Origin of the sequence: Streptomyces albidicamelliae (assembly GCF_025642175.1) — a bacterium.
Taxonomy (GTDB): Bacteria; Actinomycetota; Actinomycetes; order Streptomycetales; family Streptomycetaceae; genus Streptomyces; species Streptomyces albidocamelliae.
Window position 1 is genome coordinate 7,016,690 of sequence record NZ_CP106795.1, and the last position, 18,403, is coordinate 7,035,092.

At 74.2% G+C, this 18,403-nt stretch carries 19 protein-coding genes and 1 tRNA gene; 8 read left to right on the forward strand and 12 right to left on the reverse strand.

What is annotated here, in order from left to right; translation table 11 throughout:
* Positions 1–3 precede the first annotated feature (3 nt).
* The gene (locus N8I86_RS31770; RefSeq protein ID WP_073891337.1) at positions 4–1,170 is read right to left on the reverse strand and encodes a phytanoyl-CoA dioxygenase family protein; all 1,167 of its coding nucleotides are present in this window, start codon (positions 1,168–1,170) and stop codon (positions 4–6) included.
* Between the two features lie 110 nt (positions 1,171–1,280).
* Between N8I86_RS31770 and N8I86_RS31775 the strand changes: the two genes are divergently transcribed.
* Entirely contained in the window at positions 1,281–2,312 is a 1,032-nt protein-coding gene (locus tag N8I86_RS31775) for a LacI family DNA-binding transcriptional regulator (RefSeq protein ID WP_073891335.1), read from the forward strand.
* 10 nt (positions 2,313–2,322) lie between these two features.
* Positions 2,323–2,931 (forward strand): poly-gamma-glutamate hydrolase family protein, encoded by a 609-nt coding sequence (locus N8I86_RS31780; protein ID WP_263279309.1) that lies wholly within the window; start codon positions 2,323–2,325, stop codon positions 2,929–2,931.
* Here N8I86_RS31780 and N8I86_RS31785 read toward each other — a convergent pair.
* Positions 2,895–4,055: a Gfo/Idh/MocA family protein gene (locus N8I86_RS31785; RefSeq protein ID WP_073891332.1), complete on the reverse strand. Its 1,161-nt coding sequence runs from the start codon at positions 4,053–4,055 to the stop codon at positions 2,895–2,897. The genes N8I86_RS31780 and N8I86_RS31785 overlap by 37 nt on opposite strands.
* 143 nt (positions 4,056–4,198) lie before the next feature.
* Here N8I86_RS31785 and N8I86_RS31790 point away from each other — a divergent pair, with 143 nt between their 5' ends.
* Entirely contained in the window at positions 4,199–5,206 is a 1,008-nt protein-coding gene (locus tag N8I86_RS31790) for a LacI family DNA-binding transcriptional regulator (protein WP_073891330.1), read from the forward strand.
* On the opposite strand, the gene N8I86_RS31795 is transcribed toward N8I86_RS31790, so the two are convergent.
* Positions 5,196–5,540 carry a cupin domain-containing protein gene (locus N8I86_RS31795; protein ID WP_263279310.1) on the reverse strand — a complete coding sequence of 115 codons (345 nt, stop codon included), beginning with the start codon at positions 5,538–5,540 and terminating at the stop codon, positions 5,196–5,198. The genes N8I86_RS31790 and N8I86_RS31795 overlap by 11 nt on opposite strands.
* Before the next feature lie 129 nt (positions 5,541–5,669).
* Between N8I86_RS31795 and N8I86_RS31800 the strand changes: the two genes are divergently transcribed.
* On the forward strand, positions 5,670–6,185 hold the full coding sequence (locus N8I86_RS31800; protein WP_073891327.1) for a hypothetical protein: 516 nt from the start codon (positions 5,670–5,672) through the stop codon (positions 6,183–6,185).
* Positions 6,186–6,231: 46 nt separating this feature from the next.
* On the opposite strand, the gene N8I86_RS31805 is transcribed toward N8I86_RS31800, so the two are convergent.
* Positions 6,232–6,810, reverse strand: a complete 579-nt coding sequence (locus N8I86_RS31805) for a TetR/AcrR family transcriptional regulator (RefSeq protein ID WP_073891325.1) — start codon at positions 6,808–6,810, stop codon at positions 6,232–6,234.
* A 231-nt stretch (positions 6,811–7,041) separates the two neighbouring features.
* Here N8I86_RS31805 and N8I86_RS31810 point away from each other — a divergent pair, with 231 nt between their 5' ends.
* Together N8I86_RS31810 and N8I86_RS31815 are read left to right on the forward strand one after the other, a co-directional pair.
* Entirely contained in the window at positions 7,042–8,466 is a 1,425-nt protein-coding gene (locus N8I86_RS31810; RefSeq protein WP_263279311.1) for an MFS transporter, read from the forward strand.
* A 45-nt stretch (positions 8,467–8,511) separates the two neighbouring features.
* Positions 8,512–8,588 (forward strand) — tRNA-Pro (locus N8I86_RS31815).
* Between the two features lie 53 nt (positions 8,589–8,641).
* Here the strand turns inward: N8I86_RS31815 and N8I86_RS31820 are convergent.
* From N8I86_RS31820 to N8I86_RS31850, 7 genes are all read right to left on the reverse strand, one after another.
* Positions 8,642–10,054: an amino acid permease gene (locus tag N8I86_RS31820; protein ID WP_073891322.1), complete on the reverse strand. Its 1,413-nt coding sequence runs from the start codon at positions 10,052–10,054 to the stop codon at positions 8,642–8,644.
* A 196-nt stretch (positions 10,055–10,250) separates the two neighbouring features.
* Positions 10,251–10,937 carry a GntR family transcriptional regulator gene (locus tag N8I86_RS31825; protein ID WP_241840880.1) on the reverse strand — a complete coding sequence of 229 codons (687 nt, stop codon included), beginning with the start codon at positions 10,935–10,937 and terminating at the stop codon, positions 10,251–10,253.
* A 21-nt stretch (positions 10,938–10,958) separates the two neighbouring features.
* Positions 10,959–11,960: a proline racemase family protein gene (locus N8I86_RS31830; RefSeq protein ID WP_073891319.1), complete on the reverse strand. Its 1,002-nt coding sequence runs from the start codon at positions 11,958–11,960 to the stop codon at positions 10,959–10,961.
* A gap of 15 nt (positions 11,961–11,975) precedes the next feature.
* Positions 11,976–12,872, reverse strand: coding sequence for a dihydrodipicolinate synthase family protein (locus tag N8I86_RS31835; RefSeq protein ID WP_263279312.1), 897 nt, complete (start codon positions 12,870–12,872; stop codon positions 11,976–11,978).
* Between the two features lie 70 nt (positions 12,873–12,942).
* Positions 12,943–14,337 (reverse strand): FAD/NAD(P)-dependent oxidoreductase, encoded by a 1,395-nt coding sequence (locus N8I86_RS31840; RefSeq protein ID WP_263279313.1) that lies wholly within the window; start codon positions 14,335–14,337, stop codon positions 12,943–12,945.
* Positions 14,330–14,632, reverse strand: a complete 303-nt coding sequence (locus N8I86_RS31845) for a (2Fe-2S)-binding protein (protein ID WP_185091659.1) — start codon at positions 14,630–14,632, stop codon at positions 14,330–14,332. Before N8I86_RS31845 ends, N8I86_RS31840 begins: the two co-directional genes overlap by 8 nt.
* Positions 14,629–15,858 carry an NAD(P)/FAD-dependent oxidoreductase gene (locus tag N8I86_RS31850; protein WP_263279314.1) on the reverse strand — a complete coding sequence of 410 codons (1,230 nt, stop codon included), beginning with the start codon at positions 15,856–15,858 and terminating at the stop codon, positions 14,629–14,631. The genes N8I86_RS31845 and N8I86_RS31850 overlap by 4 nt, the downstream gene beginning before the upstream one ends.
* Positions 15,859–16,020: 162 nt before the next feature.
* Between N8I86_RS31850 and N8I86_RS31855 the strand changes: the two genes are divergently transcribed.
* Both N8I86_RS31855 and N8I86_RS31860 read left to right on the forward strand, forming a co-directional pair.
* Positions 16,021–16,143, forward strand: coding sequence for a putative leader peptide (locus N8I86_RS31855; RefSeq protein WP_256339413.1), 123 nt, complete (start codon positions 16,021–16,023; stop codon positions 16,141–16,143).
* 76 nt (positions 16,144–16,219) lie between these two features.
* Positions 16,220–17,101 carry a glutathione S-transferase C-terminal domain-containing protein gene (locus N8I86_RS31860; protein WP_263279315.1) on the forward strand — a complete coding sequence of 294 codons (882 nt, stop codon included), beginning with the start codon at positions 16,220–16,222 and terminating at the stop codon, positions 17,099–17,101.
* Between the two features lie 213 nt (positions 17,102–17,314).
* On the opposite strand, the gene absR1 is transcribed toward N8I86_RS31860, so the two are convergent.
* Positions 17,315–18,400: a beta-glucuronidase AbsR1 gene (absR1, locus tag N8I86_RS31865; RefSeq protein WP_263279316.1), complete on the reverse strand. Its 1,086-nt coding sequence runs from the start codon at positions 18,398–18,400 to the stop codon at positions 17,315–17,317.
* Between the last annotated feature and the right edge of the window lie 3 nt (positions 18,401–18,403).

The window sequence follows — 18,403 nt, forward strand, 5'->3', positions numbered from 1 at the left end:
GGTTCAGTTCCTCCGGCGTCCGGCGGCGGCCCGCAGAGCCTCGCGGAGCCGCTCCGGCGTCCACTCCTCGCGCACCGCGCGCCGCAGCAGGTCCGCCTGCGACGACGGGGCCGTCCCGTCGACCGGCGGATCGCTGTCGAGGTCGGTGGGGAAGGGGTAGCCCTCGGCGCTCGCCGCGACGACGTTGTCGAGCCACTCCCGCGCCGCGCCCCGGGACCGGTGCCGCAGCAGCACCGGGAACACCGCGCCGGCCACCGCCTCCCGGTCCACCGTCTCCATCGCGCGCCCGAAGGCGGAGGAGATCTGGAGGAGGTTGGCCGTGCGCCGCACGTCGGCCGTCCGGTTCGTCCCGGCGGCGTGGAAGAGCGCCGGGTTGAAGAAGGCCGCGTCACCCTTGGCGAGCGGGAGCTGCACCTGGTGCGCCTCGAAGTACTCCTGGAACGCGGGCAGCCGCCAGGCCAGATAGCCCGGCTCGTACGTCTGCGAGTACGGCAGGTACCGCGTCGGCCCCGACTCCACCGGCATGTCGCAGTGGGCGACCGCCCCCTGGAGCGTGAGCACCGGGGAGAGGCGGTGCACATGGGCGGGGTAGGCGGCCGCCGCCGCGTTGCTCAGGAAACCGAGGTGGTAGTCCCGGTGCGCGGTCTGGCCGGCGCCGCCCGGGTTGACCACGTTGACCTGCGAGGTGACCTGGTAGCCGGGGCCGAGCCAGGCCGTCGACACGAGGGCCAGCACCTCGTTCGCGTAGTACGCGGCGAACGCCTCCGGGTCGTACAGGGCCGTCTTCTCCAGCGCGTTCCACACCCGGTCGTTGGCGCCCGGCCGCGCGAAGTGGTCGCCGGCGCTCGTGCCGGAGGCCCGCTGCCCGGCGATCAGCGCCTCGAAGACCGCCGTGACCCCGTCCACGACGGCGGGGTCCGGGAAGGCGCCCCGGACGACGACGATCCCGGGGCCGTCGGCGAGCGCCCGCACCAGCTCGGCCCGCAGCGCGTCCCGGTCGCCGGCCGTACGCAGGCGCTCGCCCTCGTAGACGAGGACGTTCTCCGTCACCGAGGAGGCGTGCGGATGGTCCGCGAGACGCGTCGTACGGCCGACGAGCGTGCGGAAGACGTCGAGATCGCAGTCCTGTTCGCAGAGCCGGGCGCGGCCGGGGGCGGAGCTGAGGGACATCGGCGTCCTGCTTTCGGGCACGGGATCGGCGCGGTCCTGTCATTCTTGTCAGTACAAACCCCTCGAACAACCAGCAGACACCCGTCAAAAACCCCTCAAGGAGCCGGTCCATGGGACACCCGTTCCCCCTCCGGGAGATCGCGCGGCAGGCGGGCCTGAGCGAGGCCACCGTGGACCGGGTGCTCAACCACCGGGGAGGGGTGCGCGAGAGCACCGCGCAGGAGGTGCGCCGGGCGATCGCCGACCTAGACCGCCAGCGCACCCAGGTCCGGCTGTCCGGCCGTACCTTCATGGTCGACATCGTGGTGCAGGCGCCGGAGCGGTTCACCACCGCCGTACGCGCCGCCCTGGAGGCCGAACTGCCCTCCCTGCACCCGGCGGTGCTGCGCTCCCGCTTCCACTTCCGCGAGACCGGCCCGGCCGCCGAGCAGGCCGGAACGCTGGACCGGATCGCCCGGCGCGGCTCGCAGGGCGTGATCCTCAAGGCGCCGGACGTCCCGGAGGTCACCGCGGCCGTCGGCCGGCTCACCGCCGCCGGCATCCCCGTCGTCACCCTCGTCACCGACCTGCCCACGAGCGGCCGGCTGGCCTACGTCGGTATCGACGACCGGGCGGCCGGCGCGACCGCCGCGTATCTGACGGGCCAGTGGCTCGGCGACCGGCCCGGCCACGTCCTCACCAGCCTCAGCAGCGGCTTCTTCCGCAACGAGGAGGAGCGGGAGATGGGCTTCCGCAGCGTGATGCGGGCCCGGCACCCGCAGCGGACCCTGGTCGAGATCGCCGAGGGCCAGGGCCTGGACGCCACGCAGTACGACCTCGTCCGCGCCGCCCTGGAGCGCGACGCGGAGATCCGGGCCGTGTACTCCATCGGCGGCGGCAACGACGCCACCCTGCGGGCCTTCGCGGATCTCGGCCGCGAATGCGCCGTGTTCGTCGCCCACGACCTCGACCACGACAACACCCGTCTGCTGCGCGAGCACCGGCTGTCCGCCGTCCTCCACCACGACCTGCGCCAGGACATGCGCGAGGCCTGTCGGCACGTCATGCGCGCGCACGGCGCGCTGCCCCCGGCCGGTCCGGCGCTGCCGACCGCCATCCAGGTCGTCACGCCGTACAACCTGCCCGCGCGGCGGGACGACTGAAGGGGATCGGGTGAGCCGGACCGAACACGTGGAGATCGAGGGCGTACCGCTGACCGCGACCCTCGTGCCGGGCGGCGCGGTCGGGCTGCTCGCGCTGCACGGCAGCAACGAGGGCGGCACCGCCGAGCTGGCGGACCTGGTGGCCCGGTGGTGCGGAGCCACCAGCCTGGTCTTCACCCAGCCGGGAGTGCCGCGGCCCCGGCACATCCCGTCCCCGCGGATGGCGGCGGACCACTGCGCGCTGCTGCGCGAGTTCCTCGACCGGGTCGCCCTCACGGTCTCGCTCCACGGCCACATGCGGCCGCACGCACCGCGGACCCTCTTCCTGGGCGGCGGCAACCGCGAGGCCGCGCACCTCCTGGCCGAGGAACTGCGCGTCCTCGCACCAGGGTTCCGGGCGGTCGCGGACCTGGCGGCGATCCCGGCCGCGCTGCGCGGGCTGCATCCCAGGAACCCGGTCAACCTCACCCGCCTGGGCGGGGTCCAGGTGGAACTGCCGCTCACGGCCCGGACCACCGGAGCGGCCGACACACCCCCGCGGCCGGTGGCCGACGCGCTCGCCGCCGGTGTCCGGCGGCTCGCTCAGCTCGCTTCGACGTCCACCCAGGACCCGCTCTGAGCGGACCGCGCCATCGCGTCCAGCACGGCCGCACTGCGCACCGCGTCGGCCAGGGTGGCGCCGTACGGTGTGCCCTCGGCGACGGACCGGACGAAGCGGTACGCCTCGATGACCTTCAGGTCGTCGTACCCCATCGCGTTGGCCGCGCCCGGCTGGAACGCGGCGAACTCGCCGGCGCCCGGTCCGACGTACTGCGTGCTGACCGGCTGGTCCTGGTAGGTGGTGCCGAGGCTGGTGCGCAGCTCGTTCATCCGGCGGAAGTCCCAGAACACCGCGCCCCGGGTGCCGTGCACCGCGAAGCCGTAGGAGTTCTGCTCGCCGACCGAGACCCGGCAGGCCTCCAGCACCCCTCGGGCGCCGGAGACGAAACGCAGCAGGCAGCCCACGTAGTCCTCGTTCTCGACCGGGCCGCGCTCCCCGCCGGACGCGAGGGCGTGACCGGCGGTGGCGCCGGCCGGGCGGGCCCGCTCGGGGACGAAGACCGCGGTGTCGGCGGTGAGGGAGGCGATGTCACCGAGCAGGAAGCGGGCCAGGTCGGCGCCGTGCGAGGCCAGGTCCCCGAGCACTCCGCTGCCCCCGCGCGCCCGCTCGTACCGCCAGGTCAGGGCGCCGTCCGGGTGGGCCGCGTAATCGCTGAACAGCCGGATGCGCACATGGGTGACCGTGCCGATCCCGCCTGCGGCGATCAGGTCGCGGGCGGCTTCCACGGCGGGCGCGTTGCGGTAGTTGAAACCGACCGCCCCCTGCACGCCCGCCGTCGCGACCGCGTCCGCGACGGCGCGGGCGTCCGCCGCGTCCAGGCCCACCGGTTTCTCGATCCAGACGTGCTTTCCGGCCTCGGCCATCGCCACGCCGATCTCCCGGTGCAGGAAGTTCGGCGCGGTGACGCTGACCGCCCGGACACGCGGGTCGGCGGCCACCTCGCGCCAGTCGCGGGTGGCGGACGCGAACCCGAACCGCTCGGCCGCCTCCTCGGCGCGCCCCGGCACCTCCTCGGCGACCGTGACCAGCCGCGGGCGCAGCGGCAGCCGGGGGTAGTGGTGCGGGAGCCGGGCGTAGGCCTGGGTGTGCACCCGGCCCATCCAGCCGAACCCGACGACGGCGACACCGAGCGCATCCACCATGACAGCCCCTCGTTGGACCGGTCCATCTCCTGTCCCGGTCACCATGTCCGGACATGGATCGGCTGTCAAGCAGGACGCTTTCGTTCCTGGTAAGCGGCCCCACGGCCTTTGACAGCCGGACCGGTCCATGGAACGGTCCATCCATGAGACCTCCGACGATCCGCGACGTGGCCGAGCGCGCGGGAGTGTCGAAGTCGCTGGTCTCCCTGGTGCTGCGCGGCTCCGGCCCGGTGAGCGCCGGGAGGCGGGACGCCGTCCTGCGGGCCGTAGACGAGCTGGGCTACCGGCCCAACGCGGCCGCCCGCAGCCTGAGCGAGCAGCGCACCCGCACGGTCGGCGTTCTCCTCGACGATCTGCGCAACCCCTGGTTCGTGGAGCTCCTGGACGGTCTGAACTCGCTGCTGCACACGGCGGGGCTGCACATGCTCCTCGCCGACGCCCGCCTGAACCGGCGGCTGGGGCACGACCTCGCCGAGCCCTTCCTGGACCTCGGCGTCGACGGGCTGGTGGTGGTCGGCACGGTCCCGGACGCGGGCGCGCTCGGCACCCTCGCGCGGCGCCTGCCCGTGGTCGTGGCGGGCGCCCGCGAGCACCCGGCGCCCGGCGTGGACCTCGTGGCCGGGGACGACGAACGGGGTGCCCGGCTAGCCACCGAGCACCTGCTCGGCCTCGGCCACCGCAGGATCGCGCACCTCGCGGGCCACGGCGCCGTCGGCGCGCTGCGCAGGCGCGGCTTCGAGGCGGCGATGCGAGCCCACGGCGCCGAGCCGCTCGTCGAGGCCGGCGACCTCACCGAGGAGGGCGGGTACCGGGGGACCGTCCGGCTGCTCGGCCGCGCCGACCGGCCCACGGCGCTCTTCTGCGTCAACGACATGGCCGCGATCGGCGCGCTCTCGGCGGCCGCCGAACTGGGCCTGCGGGTGCCGCGCGACCTGTCGGTGGCCGGCTACGACAACACCGGCATCTCGCGGCTGCGCCACCTCTGGCTGACCACCGTGGACACCGCCCCGCACGAGATGGGCCGGCGCGCCGCCCGCTGCCTGCTGGACCGCTTCGAGCGGCCGGACGGCGAGGGGCGCGTGCACCTCGCCGTACCGACCCTGGAGGTCCGGGGCACGACCGGGGAGCCGGCCGGCCGCCTCACAGGTTGATCGCGTACGCCTTGCGCAGGGTCTCGTGCACGGTCCACGTCGTACGGTCGCCCGCGCGGAGCACCGCCATGTCGCCCGGGCCCACCGTCAGCGTGGGGCCGCCCTCGACCTCGATCGTCGCCGACCCGCTGACCACCACGAACAGCTCGTCCGCCTCGGTGTCCGTGACCACGCCCGGGGTGATCTGCCAGATCCCGCGGATCTGCCTGCCGTCCGGGGACTCCCAGACCACCTTGCCAGTCACCTCCGGGGTACCGGAGACGATCTGCTCCGGGTCGAGGGGTTCGGGTTCGAGATCGGCGTCGGGGATGTGGAGCGCGAAGCTGTGCGTCATGGGCCGACCCTAACGAGCGGGCGCACCCCGCCGCCGTGGACAGTGTGTGCGGCATCGGGCCTGGTCGGAGGACACTTCGTCGGGCGCGCTGACTGGCAGAGGGCCGGGCCGCGGGTGATCGTGGGAGGCATGTCCGACGTCACGGCGCCCGGCGCGGCACCGCCCCGGCAGCACGGCACGCGCGAGATGGTCCTGTTCGGCGGGGTGTACGGCGCCGTCCTCGCCAGCTCGATGGTCGCGGCGCTCACCCAGTACGGGCACACCTCCGCCGCGGTCCGCGGCTACGACGCCGCGTGGGTGCTGGTGACCGCGGGCGCCTCCGCCCTCGCCCACGGGTACGCCCACTACATCGCCGAGCGGGGCCCGCACCGCCGCTGGGACATCCTGCTGGCCCTGCGCGACGAGTGGCCGCTCGTGGCGGCCGTGCTGCCGACGGTCCTCCTGCTCGTGGGCGCGTGGTGGAAGTGGTGGCCCGCGAAGGGCGTCGAGTACGCGGCGTTCGTCCTCAACATCCTCATCCTGTTCGTGCTCGGCCTGGTCACGGCCCGCTGGGCGGCCCGCGGCTGGCCCGGCGCCGTGCTGGTGGGCCTCGGGGACGCGCTCCTCGGGCTGGTCGTGGTGGTGGCGAACGCGCTGATCAAGTAGGCCGCCGCCCGGGCGCCCGGCGGGAGCGGGGGCCGGGCCGCCCGGCTCAGCGGGCGGTGCGCACCCCGTCCAGCGCGATGGCGAGGACCCGGTCGCGCTGGGCGTCGTCGTCGAACGCCGTCGCCATGATCCCGGCGACCATCCGGAGCAGATCGCCGAAGTCCATGTCCGTCCGCGCCACGCCCGCCCGCTGGGCACGCTCCAGCAGCGGGCCGCCGGCGGCGTACATGGAGTCGCGGCAGGCCGTGAAGATGTCCGACTCGTTGTTCAGGGCCTCGCGCACCGCCCGCTTGGTGACCATGTAGCCGGCGAACCGGTCCAGCCAGGCGGTCAGCGCCTCCCAGGGCTCACCGCCGGCGAGTTCGACCGCGGCCCGGCACAGGGTGTTCACCTCGTCCGCGTAGACGCTCTCGAAGAGGTCCCGGCGGGTGGGGAAGTTCCGGTACAGGGTGCCGATGCCGACGCCCGCGCGGCGGGCGACGTCCTCCAGCGAGGCGTCCGAGCCGTGCTCCGCGAACGCCTCGCGGGCGGCGGCGAGCAGGGCGTCGTAGTTGCGTGCCGCGTCCTTGCGGTGCGGCCGGCGGGTCGCCACGATCTCGCCGACGGGGAACGGCGTGGCCGTCACTTCTGCCTCCCGGGGGTGGGCTCGAAACGGAGGTCAACCTCCGCATCTTGAACCGGAGGGGTACCTCCGTTAGAGTGGAGGGGTACCTCCACTTTAGCAGTGCGGAGGTGGCTCCGCCGTGGACGGACGCGTCCCGGCGCCTGCCCGCCGCACCCCTTCCCCGCGGGCCCGCACGGGCCCGCCGTCAGACCTTCGCACCCTCCGCGTCACGCATTCCGGAGAGGCTCCTCCATGCCCCGCACGTCCACCCGCCTCACCTTCGCGGTCCTCGCGACCGGTGCCGGCGTGTTCTCCATGCTCCAGTCGCTGATCGCGCCGGCCCTGCCGACCGTCCAGCACGCCCTGCACACCTCCCAGTCCACCGCGACCTGGGTGATGACGGCCTACCTGCTGTCCGCCTCGGTCTTCACCCCGATCCTCGGCCGGGTCGGCGACCTCACCGGCAAGAAGCGCACCCTCGTAGCGGTCCTGGTGACGGTCCTCGCGGGCTGTCTCGTCGCCGCGCTGGCCCCGAACATCGGCGTCCTCATCGTCGCCCGGATCGTCCAGGGCGTCGGCGGCGCCCTGTTCCCGCTCTCCTTCGGCATCATCCGGGACGAGTTCGCCGCCGCCGAGGTCCCCGGCAGCATCAGCAACCTCTCCGCGGTGATCGCCGCGGGCGGTGGCGTCGGCATCGTGGCCGCCGGGCCGATCGTCTCCGCGCTCGACTACCGGTGGCTGTTCTGGATACCGGTCGCGATCGTCGCCGCGACCGTCCTCATCGCCGCGCGCTACGTCCCCGAGTCCCCCAAGCGGGCGGAAGGGAAGGTCAGTTGGGCCGGGGCCTTCCTGCTCTCCGGCTGGCTGGTGGCCCTGCTGCTGCCGCTGAGCCAGGCCACGCGCTGGGGCTGGGGCTCGCCCGAGGTGCTCGGCCTGTTCGCCGCCGCCGTCGTCCTGTTCGCCCTGTGGCTCACGGCCGAGGCCCGTTCCCGCAGTCCGCTGATCGACCTGCGTGTGATGCGGCTGCCCGCCGTGTGGACCACCAACACGGCCGCCCTGCTCTTCGGCGCGGGCATGTACGCGATCTGGTCCTTCCTGCCCGGCTTCGTCCAGACGCCCTCCGCGGCGGGCTACGGCTTCGGCGCGAGCGTCACCGCGTCGGGTCTGCTCATGCTGCCGATGCTCGTCGCGATGTTCCTCTCCGGTGTCCTCTCCGGCCGCCTGGAACCCCGCGTGGGCGCGAAGGCCCTGCTCACCACGGGTGCCGCGCTCGGCGCCGTGGCCTGCGGCCTGCTCGCCCTCCGGCACGACGAGCAGTGGCAGATCGCCGTCGTCGCGGGCCTGTTCGGGCTCGGCATCGGGCTGGCCTTCGCCTCGATGGCCAATCTCGTGGTGGGCAGCGTCCCGCCGGAGCAGACCGGTGCCGCGACCGGCATGAACGCCAACATCCGCACCATCGGCGGCTCCATCGGCGCCGCGCTCACCAGTGTGCTGGTGACCGGCCGGCTCCAGCCCTCCGGCCTGCCGTACGAGTCCGGCTACACCCACGCCTGGGCCCTGCTCGCCGTCCTCCTGCTGGCCGCGGCCGGCGCCGCCCTCCTCGTCCCGGCCCGCCGTCCCGGCCGTACCGTGCGCACCCCTGCCGAGTCGACACGCGCACCGGCCCGGGTGCGGTAGGGTTGACCTGCGTGATCACACGGGACACCCCGTGGGGGACCGCGGCGGGACGTGGCGCAGCTTGGTAGCGCACTTGACTGGGGGTCAAGGGGTCGCAGGTTCAAATCCTGTCGTCCCGACCAGCTTCATCGCGGGTCGAAGGCCGTTTTCTCATGGACGAGGAGACGGCCTTCCGTCATTCCCCGGCGGTGACGGCCGCCGTCTCCTGGCGACGGCGGCGGGCCGCCATCACCGCGTAGACCAGGATGCCGACGAACAGGAACAGCACGCCCTGGTAGACCGCCGCGTAACCGGCGCCCGCCATCAGCCAGATGGAGAAGACCGCGGCCACCGCGGTGATCACGGAGTCCCGCAGCAGCCGGCCCCGGTCGACCGGGCGGTCCCCGGACACCAGATGGAACAGTTGCGCGGCCGTCGCCAGCAGGTACGGCACGGTCGCGGTGAACGTGGTGACGAGCACCAGGACCTCGAAGACCTTCCCCGAGCCCGACAGGTAGTTGTACGCGGTGAGCAGGGAGGACAGGACGACCGTGACAGCGACGCCCACCGTCGGCACGCCCCGCCGGCGCCGCGCGAACGCGGCCGGGAACAGACCGTCCTTGGCGGCGGCGTAGGGGGTCTGAGCGCTCAGCAGCGTCCAGCCGTTCAGGCAGCCGGTCATCGACACCAGCGCGGCCAGCGCGACCGCCGTACCGCCCCAGGTGCCGCCGAACATCGTGTTCACGGCGTCCGAGAACGGCGCCGTGGAGTTCACCAGGCGGTCGTGCGCGACCGTGCCGAAGACGGACAGCGTGCCCAGCAGGTAGACCAGCGCGGCACCCGCGGTGCCGATGACGGTGGCGCGCCCCACGTTCCGGCGGGCGTTCTCGACCTCGCCCGCGCTGACGGCGGCCGACTCCACGCCGAGGTAGGAGAAGAGCAGCAGGGCCGCCGAGGCGGACACCGCGCCGATCGCGCCGTGCCCGCTGGAGTTGAACGGCCCGAGCCGCGAGGGGTCGAAGAAGAACAGTCCGCCCACGGCGACGAGCAGCAGCGGCACGAACTTCAGCACCGTGGACACCAGTTGGACGGCGCCGACGTAGCGGGTGCCGGCGAAGTTGGCGAGTGCGGGCAGCCACTGCAGCGCGAGGGCGGCCAGGCACGCGGTCCAGGCGTGGCCGCCCACCGGGATCAGCACGTCGAGGTAGCCGACGGCGGCCACGGCGAGTGCGGCGTTGGACACCCAGGTGGTGATCCAGTACGACCACGCGGCGAGGAAGCCGGCGAAGTCGCCGAAGGCCTCGCGGGCGTACACGTACGGGCCGCCGGTGCGGGGGTCGCGTGCGGCGAGCCGGCCGAACACCAGGGCCAGCGCGATGGCGCCGACGGTGAGGACGCCGAAGGCGACCAGGCTGACCGTGCCGTACGGGGCGATGGAGGCGGGGAGCAGGAAGATGCCGCCGCCGATGATGTTGCCCATCACCAGGGCGGTGGCGACGGGCAGGCCGAACCGGCGGGCGTGCCGGCCGGTGTCGCCGTGCGGGTCCCCGCCGGGGACCGCGTGGGTCTCCGCGGAGGCCGGAGCCGAGACGGTTCCGGTGCTGTGCATGCGTGGTGCGCCTCTCGTGGAACTGACGTTCCCGGGATCGCCGGGACGGGCCCATGGTCGGGGATGCCCCGATCTGGCGCAAAATCGCCGTTCCTTGTCCCGTGGAGGCCGCCGGATCACGCAAATAGCGTCGTACGGCGGCCTCGGCGCCGTGAGATGTCCGGCCTAGGTGAGACGCGGTGCGGCGGGCGGGGGATCAGTCGGCCGACGCCCAGAGGCCGCGGACGTGCCCCAGGTGCCGGGTCATGATCTCGCGCACGGCCTGTGCGTCGCGCTCCAGCAGCGCGTCGAGGAGTTCCAGGTGCTCCTCGGCGGAGGCCAGCAGCCGGCCCGCCTCCACCAGCGCGGTGAGCCCGTAGAGGCGTGACCGTTTGCGCAGGTCGGCGACGACCTCCACGAGGTGGGCGTTGCCCGCGAGCGCCAGCAGACCCAGGTGGAAGCGGGTGTCCGCCTCGACGTAGGCGATCAGGTCGCCGGCCACGGCGGCGGTGACGATCTCCCGGGCCGCGGGCCGCAGCGCCTCCAGCGAGACGCGGTCCGCCGTACGCGCGAGCTCGACCACGGTGGGGATCTCGATCAGCGCGCGGATGTGCGTGTACTCGTCGAGCTGCCTGTCCGACACGGCGGTGACCCGGAAACCCTTGTTGGGCACGGTGTCGACCAGGCCCTCCTTGGCCAGGTCCAGCATCGCCTCCCGCACCGGCGTCGCGGAGACGCCGAAGCGGGCGGCGAGCGACGGCGCCGAGTAGACCTCGCCGGGCCGCAGCTCGCCCGCGACCAGCGCGGCGCGCAGCGCGTCGGCCACCCGCTCGCGAAAGCTGCTCCGCCGGCCGCCGAGCCGGGGGAGCGCGGGCAGGTCGGCGGCCGTCGCATCCTGTGCCATGTCACGCATCACCGGATGAGTCTAGAGGACGAACCCCTCCGGGAAGGGGTCGGTGGGATCCAGCAGGTACTGGGCGGTGCCGGTGATCCACGCGCGGCCGGTGAAGCTGGGCAGCACGGCCGGGATCCCGGCCACCTCCGTCGTGCCGAGCAGCCGCCCGGTGAAGTGCGTGCCGATGAACGACTCGTTCACGAACTCGGTGTGCAGGGGGAGTTCACCGCGCGCGTGCAGTTGCGCCATGCGCGCGCTGGTACCCGTACCGCACGGGGAGCGGTCGAACCAGCCCGGATGGATGGCCATCGCGTGCCGGGAGTGCCGGGCGGTGGCGCCGGGGGCCAGGAGGTGGACGTGGTGGCAGCCGCGGATGGAGGGGTCCTCGGGGTGCACCGGTTCCGCCTCCGCGTTGACGGCCCTCATCAGGGACAGGCCGGCGGCGAGGATGTCGTCCTTGCGGGAGCGGTCGAAGGGCAGCCCGAAGGCGTCGAGGGGGAGGATCGCGTAGAAGTTGCCGCCGTACGCGAGGTCGTAGGTGACCGTGCGGCCGTCGGGCAGGGTGATCTCGCGGTCCAGGGCGACGGCGTACGACGGCACGTTCCGCAGGGTCACGTGCCGCGCGGCGCCGTCCTGGACGGCCACCTCGGCCACCACCACCCCCGCCGGGGTGTCGAGCCGGACGGTGGTGACCGGCTCCACCACCTCCACCATGCCGGTCTCCACCAGCACGGTGGCCACCCCGATCGTGCCGTGCCCGCACATCGGCAGGTAGCCGGAGACCTCGATGTAGATCACGCCCCAGTCGCAGTCGGGGCGGCTCGGCGGCTGGAGGATCGCGCCGCTCATCGCGGAGTGGCCGCGCGGCTCGTTCATCAGCAACCGCTTGATGTGGTCGCGGTGTTCACGGAAGTACAGCCGTCGCTCGTTCATGGTCGCACCGGGTACGGTGCCGATCCCGCCGGTGATCACGCGGGTCGGCATGCCCTCGGTGTGCGAGTCGACGGCGTGCAGGACGAGTGTGCTGCGCACTGACCGGTCTCCTTGTCAGACGAGCCCCGCGGCGACGGCCTTCTCGGTGGCCGCCCGGACCGCGGCCTGCTGCTCCGGCGCCAACGGTACGCGCGGCGGGCGCACCGGGCCCCCGTACCGCCCGACGACGTCCATGGACAGTTTGATCGCCTGCACGAACTCGACCCGTGAGTCCCAGCGCAGCAGTGGGTGCAGCTGCCGGTAGAGGGGGAGCGCGGTGGTGAGGTCGCCGGACACCGCGGCACGGTACAGCTCCGCCGAGGCGCGGGGGAGCGCGTTCGGGTAGCCGGCCACCCAGCCCTTGGCGCCCGCCACGGCCAGCTCCAGCAGGACGTCGTCGGCGCCGACCAGCAGGTCCAGATCCGGGGCGAGTTCGGCGATGCGGTAGGCCCGGCGGACGTCGCCCGAGAACTCCTTGACCGCGTGGACGTGCCCCTCGGCGTGCAGCCGGGCGAGGAGTTCGGGCACCAGGTCGACCTTGGTGTCGACCGGATTGTTGTACGCCACCACCGGCAGGCCCGTCCGGGCGACCTCCGCGTAGTGGGCGAGCACGGACCGCTCGTCGGCCCGGTAGGCGTTGGGCGGCAGCAGCATCACCGAGGCGCATCCGGCCTCGGCGGCCTGCTCGGCCCACCGGCGCGCCTCCGCCGAGCCGTACGCGGCGACGCCCGGCATCACCCGGTCACCGCCGATCGCGGACACGGCGGTCTTGACCACCCGGGCGCGTTCCTCCGGGGCGAGCACCTGGTACTCGCCGAGCGAGCCGTTCGGTACGACACCGTCGCAGCCGTTCGCGACCAGCCAGGCGCAGTGCTCGGCGTAACGGTCGTGGTCGACGGAGAGGTCGTCGCGCAGGGGGAGCGCGGTGGCCACGAGGATGCCGTGCCAGGGGCGGTGCCGGGTCTGTGTCATGCGTCGTCTCCCTTTCGTAAGGTGTGACATACCACTGGAAGTCCGTGCCGTCCCGTACGGCGCCGGGGTGTCAGTCCGCCTCGGGCAGTGCGGCCAGGACGCCGAGCGGTACCGGCCGTGCGAACGGCCGGCGTCCCGGTGCGAGCGGGCAGCCGGTGAGGGCGGCCACCGCGGGTGCGCACATCCGGCCCTGGCACCAGCCCATTCCGGCCCGGGTGAGCAGCTTCACGGTGCGCTGGTCGGAGGCGCCGAGCGTGTCCGCGGCCGCGCGGACCTCACCGGCGGTGACCTCCTCGCAGCGGCACACGACCGTGTCGTCCGGGACCTCCCGGGCCCAGCCCGCCGGCGGCGCGTACACCGCGTCCAGGGCGGCGGCGAACGAACGCAGCCGGCTTCTGGCCCGGGCGGCGGCCCAGCGGCGCGGGTCGGGGACCGTGCCGTGCAGCCGGGCCGCGACCGAGCGGCCGGCGACCTCGCCCTCGGCGAGCGCGAGGGCCGCTCCGCCGACGCCGGTGGTCTCACCGGCCGCCCAGACCCCGGGCACATCGGTGCGCTGCTCGTCGTCGACCCGTACGTCCGTGCCGGACAGGGTGCAGCCGAGGGTCTCCGCGAGGTCGGTGTGCGGCAGCAGGCCGTGACCGACGGCGAGGGTGTCGCAGGGGATGCGACGGGCACTGCCCTGCCTGGTCCGCCCGTCCCGGCCGAGCGCGGCCACGGTGACCGCCTCCAGCCGGCCGGTGCCGTGCGCCTCGACCACCGTGTGCCGGGGCAGCACCCGTACGCCGTGCCGCAGCAGCCGGGCCGCGTAGCCCGCGCCCTCGGCGAGCTTCCCGGGGTGTGCGGCCAGGGCGGGCGCCCGGCGCAGCAGGGCCCCGGGGGCGGCGGACTCGGCCAGCGCGGCCACCCGGGCGCCCGCCGCGGCGAGCCCGGTGGCCACGGGGAGCAGCAGCGGGCCGGTTCCGGCGACGACCGCCGTACGGCCGGGCAGCACCAGGCCGCCCTTGAGCATGGCCTGAGCACCGCCCGCAGTGACGACCCCGGGCAGCGTCCAGCCGGGGAACGGCAGTACGCGTTCGTAGCTTCCGGTGGCGAGCAGCACGGCGTCGGCGCGGACGGTGATCCCCTCGTCCTGATCCGGACCGAGCAGCGCGTGCACGGTGATCGCCGCCGGACCGGAGTCGCGCCGCACGCACCACACATGATGTTCCGTCAGGTGGGTGACGCGTCCCGCGGCCCGGTGCCGGTCGAGTCCGTCCCGCAGCCGTTCCCAGGTGCGCCACTGGTGGTGCAGGGCCTGCGGCCGGCGGGCGCCGAGAGCCGGGGCGGGCTGCCGGTAGAACTGGCCGCCCGCCTGGCCGGCCGCGTCCAGGAGGGTCACCTGGACGCCCCGGGCGGCCGCCGCCAGGGCCGCGGCGAGCCCGGCCGGACCCGCGCCGATCACGGCGAGACGAGGGTGTTCAGTCATTGTCGTGGCCCGTCCCCTCCTGGCTGCGGATCAGCTGTCCCGGGCGTACGGGCACCAGACAGGCCCGCCTGTTCGGGCGGCCGTCGACGGTGACCAGGCAGTCGAAGCACACGCCGATCCCGCAGAACACCCCGCGCGGCGCTCCGGTGCCCCGCGTACTGCGCCAGGCCGTCACACCCGCCGACCACAGCGCCGCCGCGATCGTCTGGCCCGGCAGCGCGGGCAGGGGCCGTCCGTCGAACGTCACGGTGAAGGCCTCGCCCGGCCGTGCCCGGGTCAGCTCCATCGGATTCACCGGGCCTCGCCTCCGTCGTCGAACTCGTCCTTGAACGCGTCGTCCTTGAACGCGTCGTCCTCGTACCCGTCGTCCTCGAACCGGGCGTCCTCGAACCGCTCCGGCCGGAACGGTGCGATGTCCTGTCCGGTCACCCCGCCGGTGAGCGCGTGTGCGATCAACTGCCCGGTACCGGGGGCCAGTCCGATGCCGGCGCCCTCGTGCCCGCAGGCGTGGAACAGTCCGGGCGCCCGGGGGTCCGGTCCGATCGCCGGGAGGTGGTCGGGCAGATACGGCCGGAAACCCGCGTAGGTCCGCTGGGCGTGCACCCGTGCCAGGAAGGGGAACAGGCCGATCGCCCCGGCCGCGAGCGCCCGCACGGCAGGGAGCGACAACGAGCGGTCGAAGCCGACCCGTTCGCGGGTGGCACCGATCAGGACGGGTCCCGCTGCCGTGCCCTCCACCACCGGTGAGGCGCGCAGAGCCGCGGAGTCGCTGGCCACGTCGGCCACGTAGTCGGCGGCGTACACCTTGTGCCGCACCGTCCGCGGCAGCGGCTCGGTGACCAGGACGAAGCCGCGCCGGGGGAGCACCGGCAGCCGGACACCCGCCAGCGAGGCGAGGTCGGCGCCCCAGGTGCCGGCCGCGTTGACCACCGCGGACGCGTGGATGTCGCCCCGGTCGGTCCGGACGCCGCGCACCGGGCCGTCCGCCGCGCGCAGCACACCGGTCACCGTGTGGCCGGTGTGCACGGCGGCACCGGAGGCGCGCAGCAGATGGGCGGCGGCCAGTGCGGGCATCACCTGGGCGTCCTGCGGGTAGAGCACTCCGCCCGCCAGGCCGGGGGCCAAGTGAGGCTCCAGGGTGAGCAGTTCATCCGGTGCGACCGGCTCGGCCGTGACGCCGGCGGCCCGCTGGCCCGCGGCGAAGGCGGCCAGCGCCGACAGGGCGTCCGGTGTCGACGCGACCACGAGGCCGCCCTTCGGCTCGTACTCGATCGCCCGGCCCAGCTCCTCCGCCAGCTCGGTCCACAACCCGGCGGACAGCAGAGCCAGTTCGAGCTCCGGACCCGGTTCCTTGTCGGAGACGAGCAGGTTGCCCTCGCCGGCGCCGGTGGTGCCGCCGGCCACCGCCCCCCGGTCCACCACCCGAACGTCGAGGCCGGCGCGCGCGGCGTACAGTGCACAGGCCGCGCCCACCATTCCGGCTCCGACGACCACGACATCGCAGGTCAGTCGCTTCGCCACATCAGTACTATGTCACATGTCCCTCTTGCTGGGGAGTCCCCGCGCCCCTTCCCGGCCGCCGCGTCGACACGCCCCGAGTCCCAGGCGTGGACGCCCCCTTGACGCCGTACGGAGCCCGATCGACACTCCAGGGAGGGAATCCTAGTGAACAGGTAGGAAATCATGGCGCGCCTCGAAACGGTCACCGGCCGAGCAGGCCGCACGCCGTTCCGCGCCCCCCTGCTCACCTCCCGCCTCCACATCGATCTGCTGCGCGTCTGCAGCGCCATCAGCGGCCGGCACTGAGCCGGGCACCTCACCCGCACCGCACGAAGCGCCCGCCGGTGCGCCCTTCCGCACGCCGGACGACCAGGGGAGACGCATGTCCACCAGCCCGCTCGCCGCCGACGTCAACCGCGGCGCCAGCGCCTTCCGCGGCCGGATCGGCCGGGACGCCCGCAGCGGCCACTACGCCGTGCCGCACCGCTACCGGCTCCATCTCTCGACCGCCTGTCCCGACGGGCTGCGCCTGGCCGTCGGCCACAGCCTCCTGGCCCTGGACGGCAGTTGTCCCGTCACCGTGCTGCCCGCGGTCCCCGACCGTCCCGACGGCGGCCACGCGGCGCTGCTGCCGCTGTACGAGGCGAGCGCCCACCACTACACCGGCCCCGCCGTCGCGCCCGTGCTCAGCGACGACTGGTCCGGACGCATCGTCAGCACCCACGCCCGCGACATCCTGCGCGACCTCGACCGCTTCGCGTACGACGGCGACACCTGCCTGTACCCGTGCGGAACGGAGTCCGTGATCGAGGCCGTCGAGCGGATGTGCACCGAGGGCATCGAGGAGGCCGCCCAGAGCGCCGGACGGGCCGGGACGGACCCCGCCGAACGGGCCGCCGCCCTGGAGGTCCTGATCGGCACCCTCGGCCGGCTGGAGCGGCGGCTGCTCGACGCGGAGTACCTGGTCGACGACCGGCTCACCGCGGCCGACGTGGAACTGTGGGTGACCCTGGTGCAGCTCGACACCGTCCACCGCTGCCACCTCGACGCCTCCGCGGTCCACCGGATCGCCGGCCACCACGCCCTGTGGGCCTATGCCCGCCGCCTGGCCGCCCGTCCCGCCTTCGGCCGCCATGTGGACCTCGACGGCATCTCCCGCCGCCACCACGGCCGTTGCCAGGGCCTGGAGGCGGCCGGAGCGGCCGTCCAGATCCTGGACTGGGCCGGCCACGCGGCCGACGCCCCGGACACTTCCCGCAGGTGAGAACGGGTCCCGCGGGTCCACTTCGCGGACGGCCGCGACCAACCAGCGGCCGACTGCCTTACTTTCCCGGACACGGGCTCCCCCCCCCGCCCGCCGGCACGCGTCCTGACCCGCGCCGCACGGCGGCGTGGCCGCGGACGTCACCTCCCCCGTGGGTGACGTCCGCGACCGTTCCCCCGGCGCCGGACCCTGGTCCCCCCTGGTCCGCCCCCCTCACCAGCACATGACCGCGGTCTCGCCCGCACCCCAGCCGGAGTACAGGCGGACCCGGACGAAGTAGCGGCGGCCCCTGACGAGCCGTACCCCGACAACGGCGTTGTCCGGGCCGCCGCCGTCGTCGTGCCCCGCGAGATAGCGCGCTTCCCCGTCACGCTCCTCGAAGACCACGAGCACGGTGTCGGCGTCGCCGAAGGTCCCCACGGTGTAGTCGCGGGTCTCCGGCGGTTCGACCACGAAGTCGGCCTGGTCCGCCGGGCCGAGACCCAGCGGCACCGACCGGAACGGCACCAGCGGGGCCGGACCGGCCGGCTCCGCCGGCGGGTACCAGCGCAGCACCAGCTCCTTGTCGGCCGGCGACGGTGTGCCGGACGGATGCAGCCCCCCTCGGTACTGCTCCGGCTCCAGCACGAGCCCCGGCCCGAAGGGCAGCGCCATGACCGACTGCGGGTCCCACACCGAGCCGCTCGCCTCGCCGGCGTCCAGCGTCCGCAACACGTTCGCGTACGTCGTCTGCCTGCTCCAGAAGTTCGGCGGACCCGCCAGCTCGGCGTACACGGCCTCGTCGTCCCAGTGGAGCCCGGCGAACGGGCTCTGGTGCTCGTGCACCAGACCGAGCGCGTGCCCGATCTGGTGCAGGACGGTCCCGCGCTCCCCCGGCGCGGTCACGTCCCAGCCGAAATTCATGGTGCGCTCGCCACGGCCGACCGACAGGGCCCCCCGCCCCACCGCCGACCAGGAACCCGCACCGGCCTGGAAGCCGATCCGCAGTTCCGCCTCCCGCCGGTCGCCGACCTCGGCGAAGGTCACGCCGATACCGAGGCCCTGCCACTCGCGGAAGCACTCGCGCACCACGTCCCGCTGCCCCGCGCCGCCGCCCCACGGCACCCGGCGCAGTTCCGCGGTCCCGGGAACCGGGATCACCGAGGCGTCGGTAGCGGTGTCGAGGAAGCAGTAGTGCAGGACCGTGCCGTTGACCCACATCCGCCGCCCCGCGAGCAGCGCGCCCTGCCGCTCGGCCGTCAGCCCCGCCGCGAAGGACGGGGCCGGCTGCCGCGGTAGCGAGCAGAGGCGTCGGGTCATGCG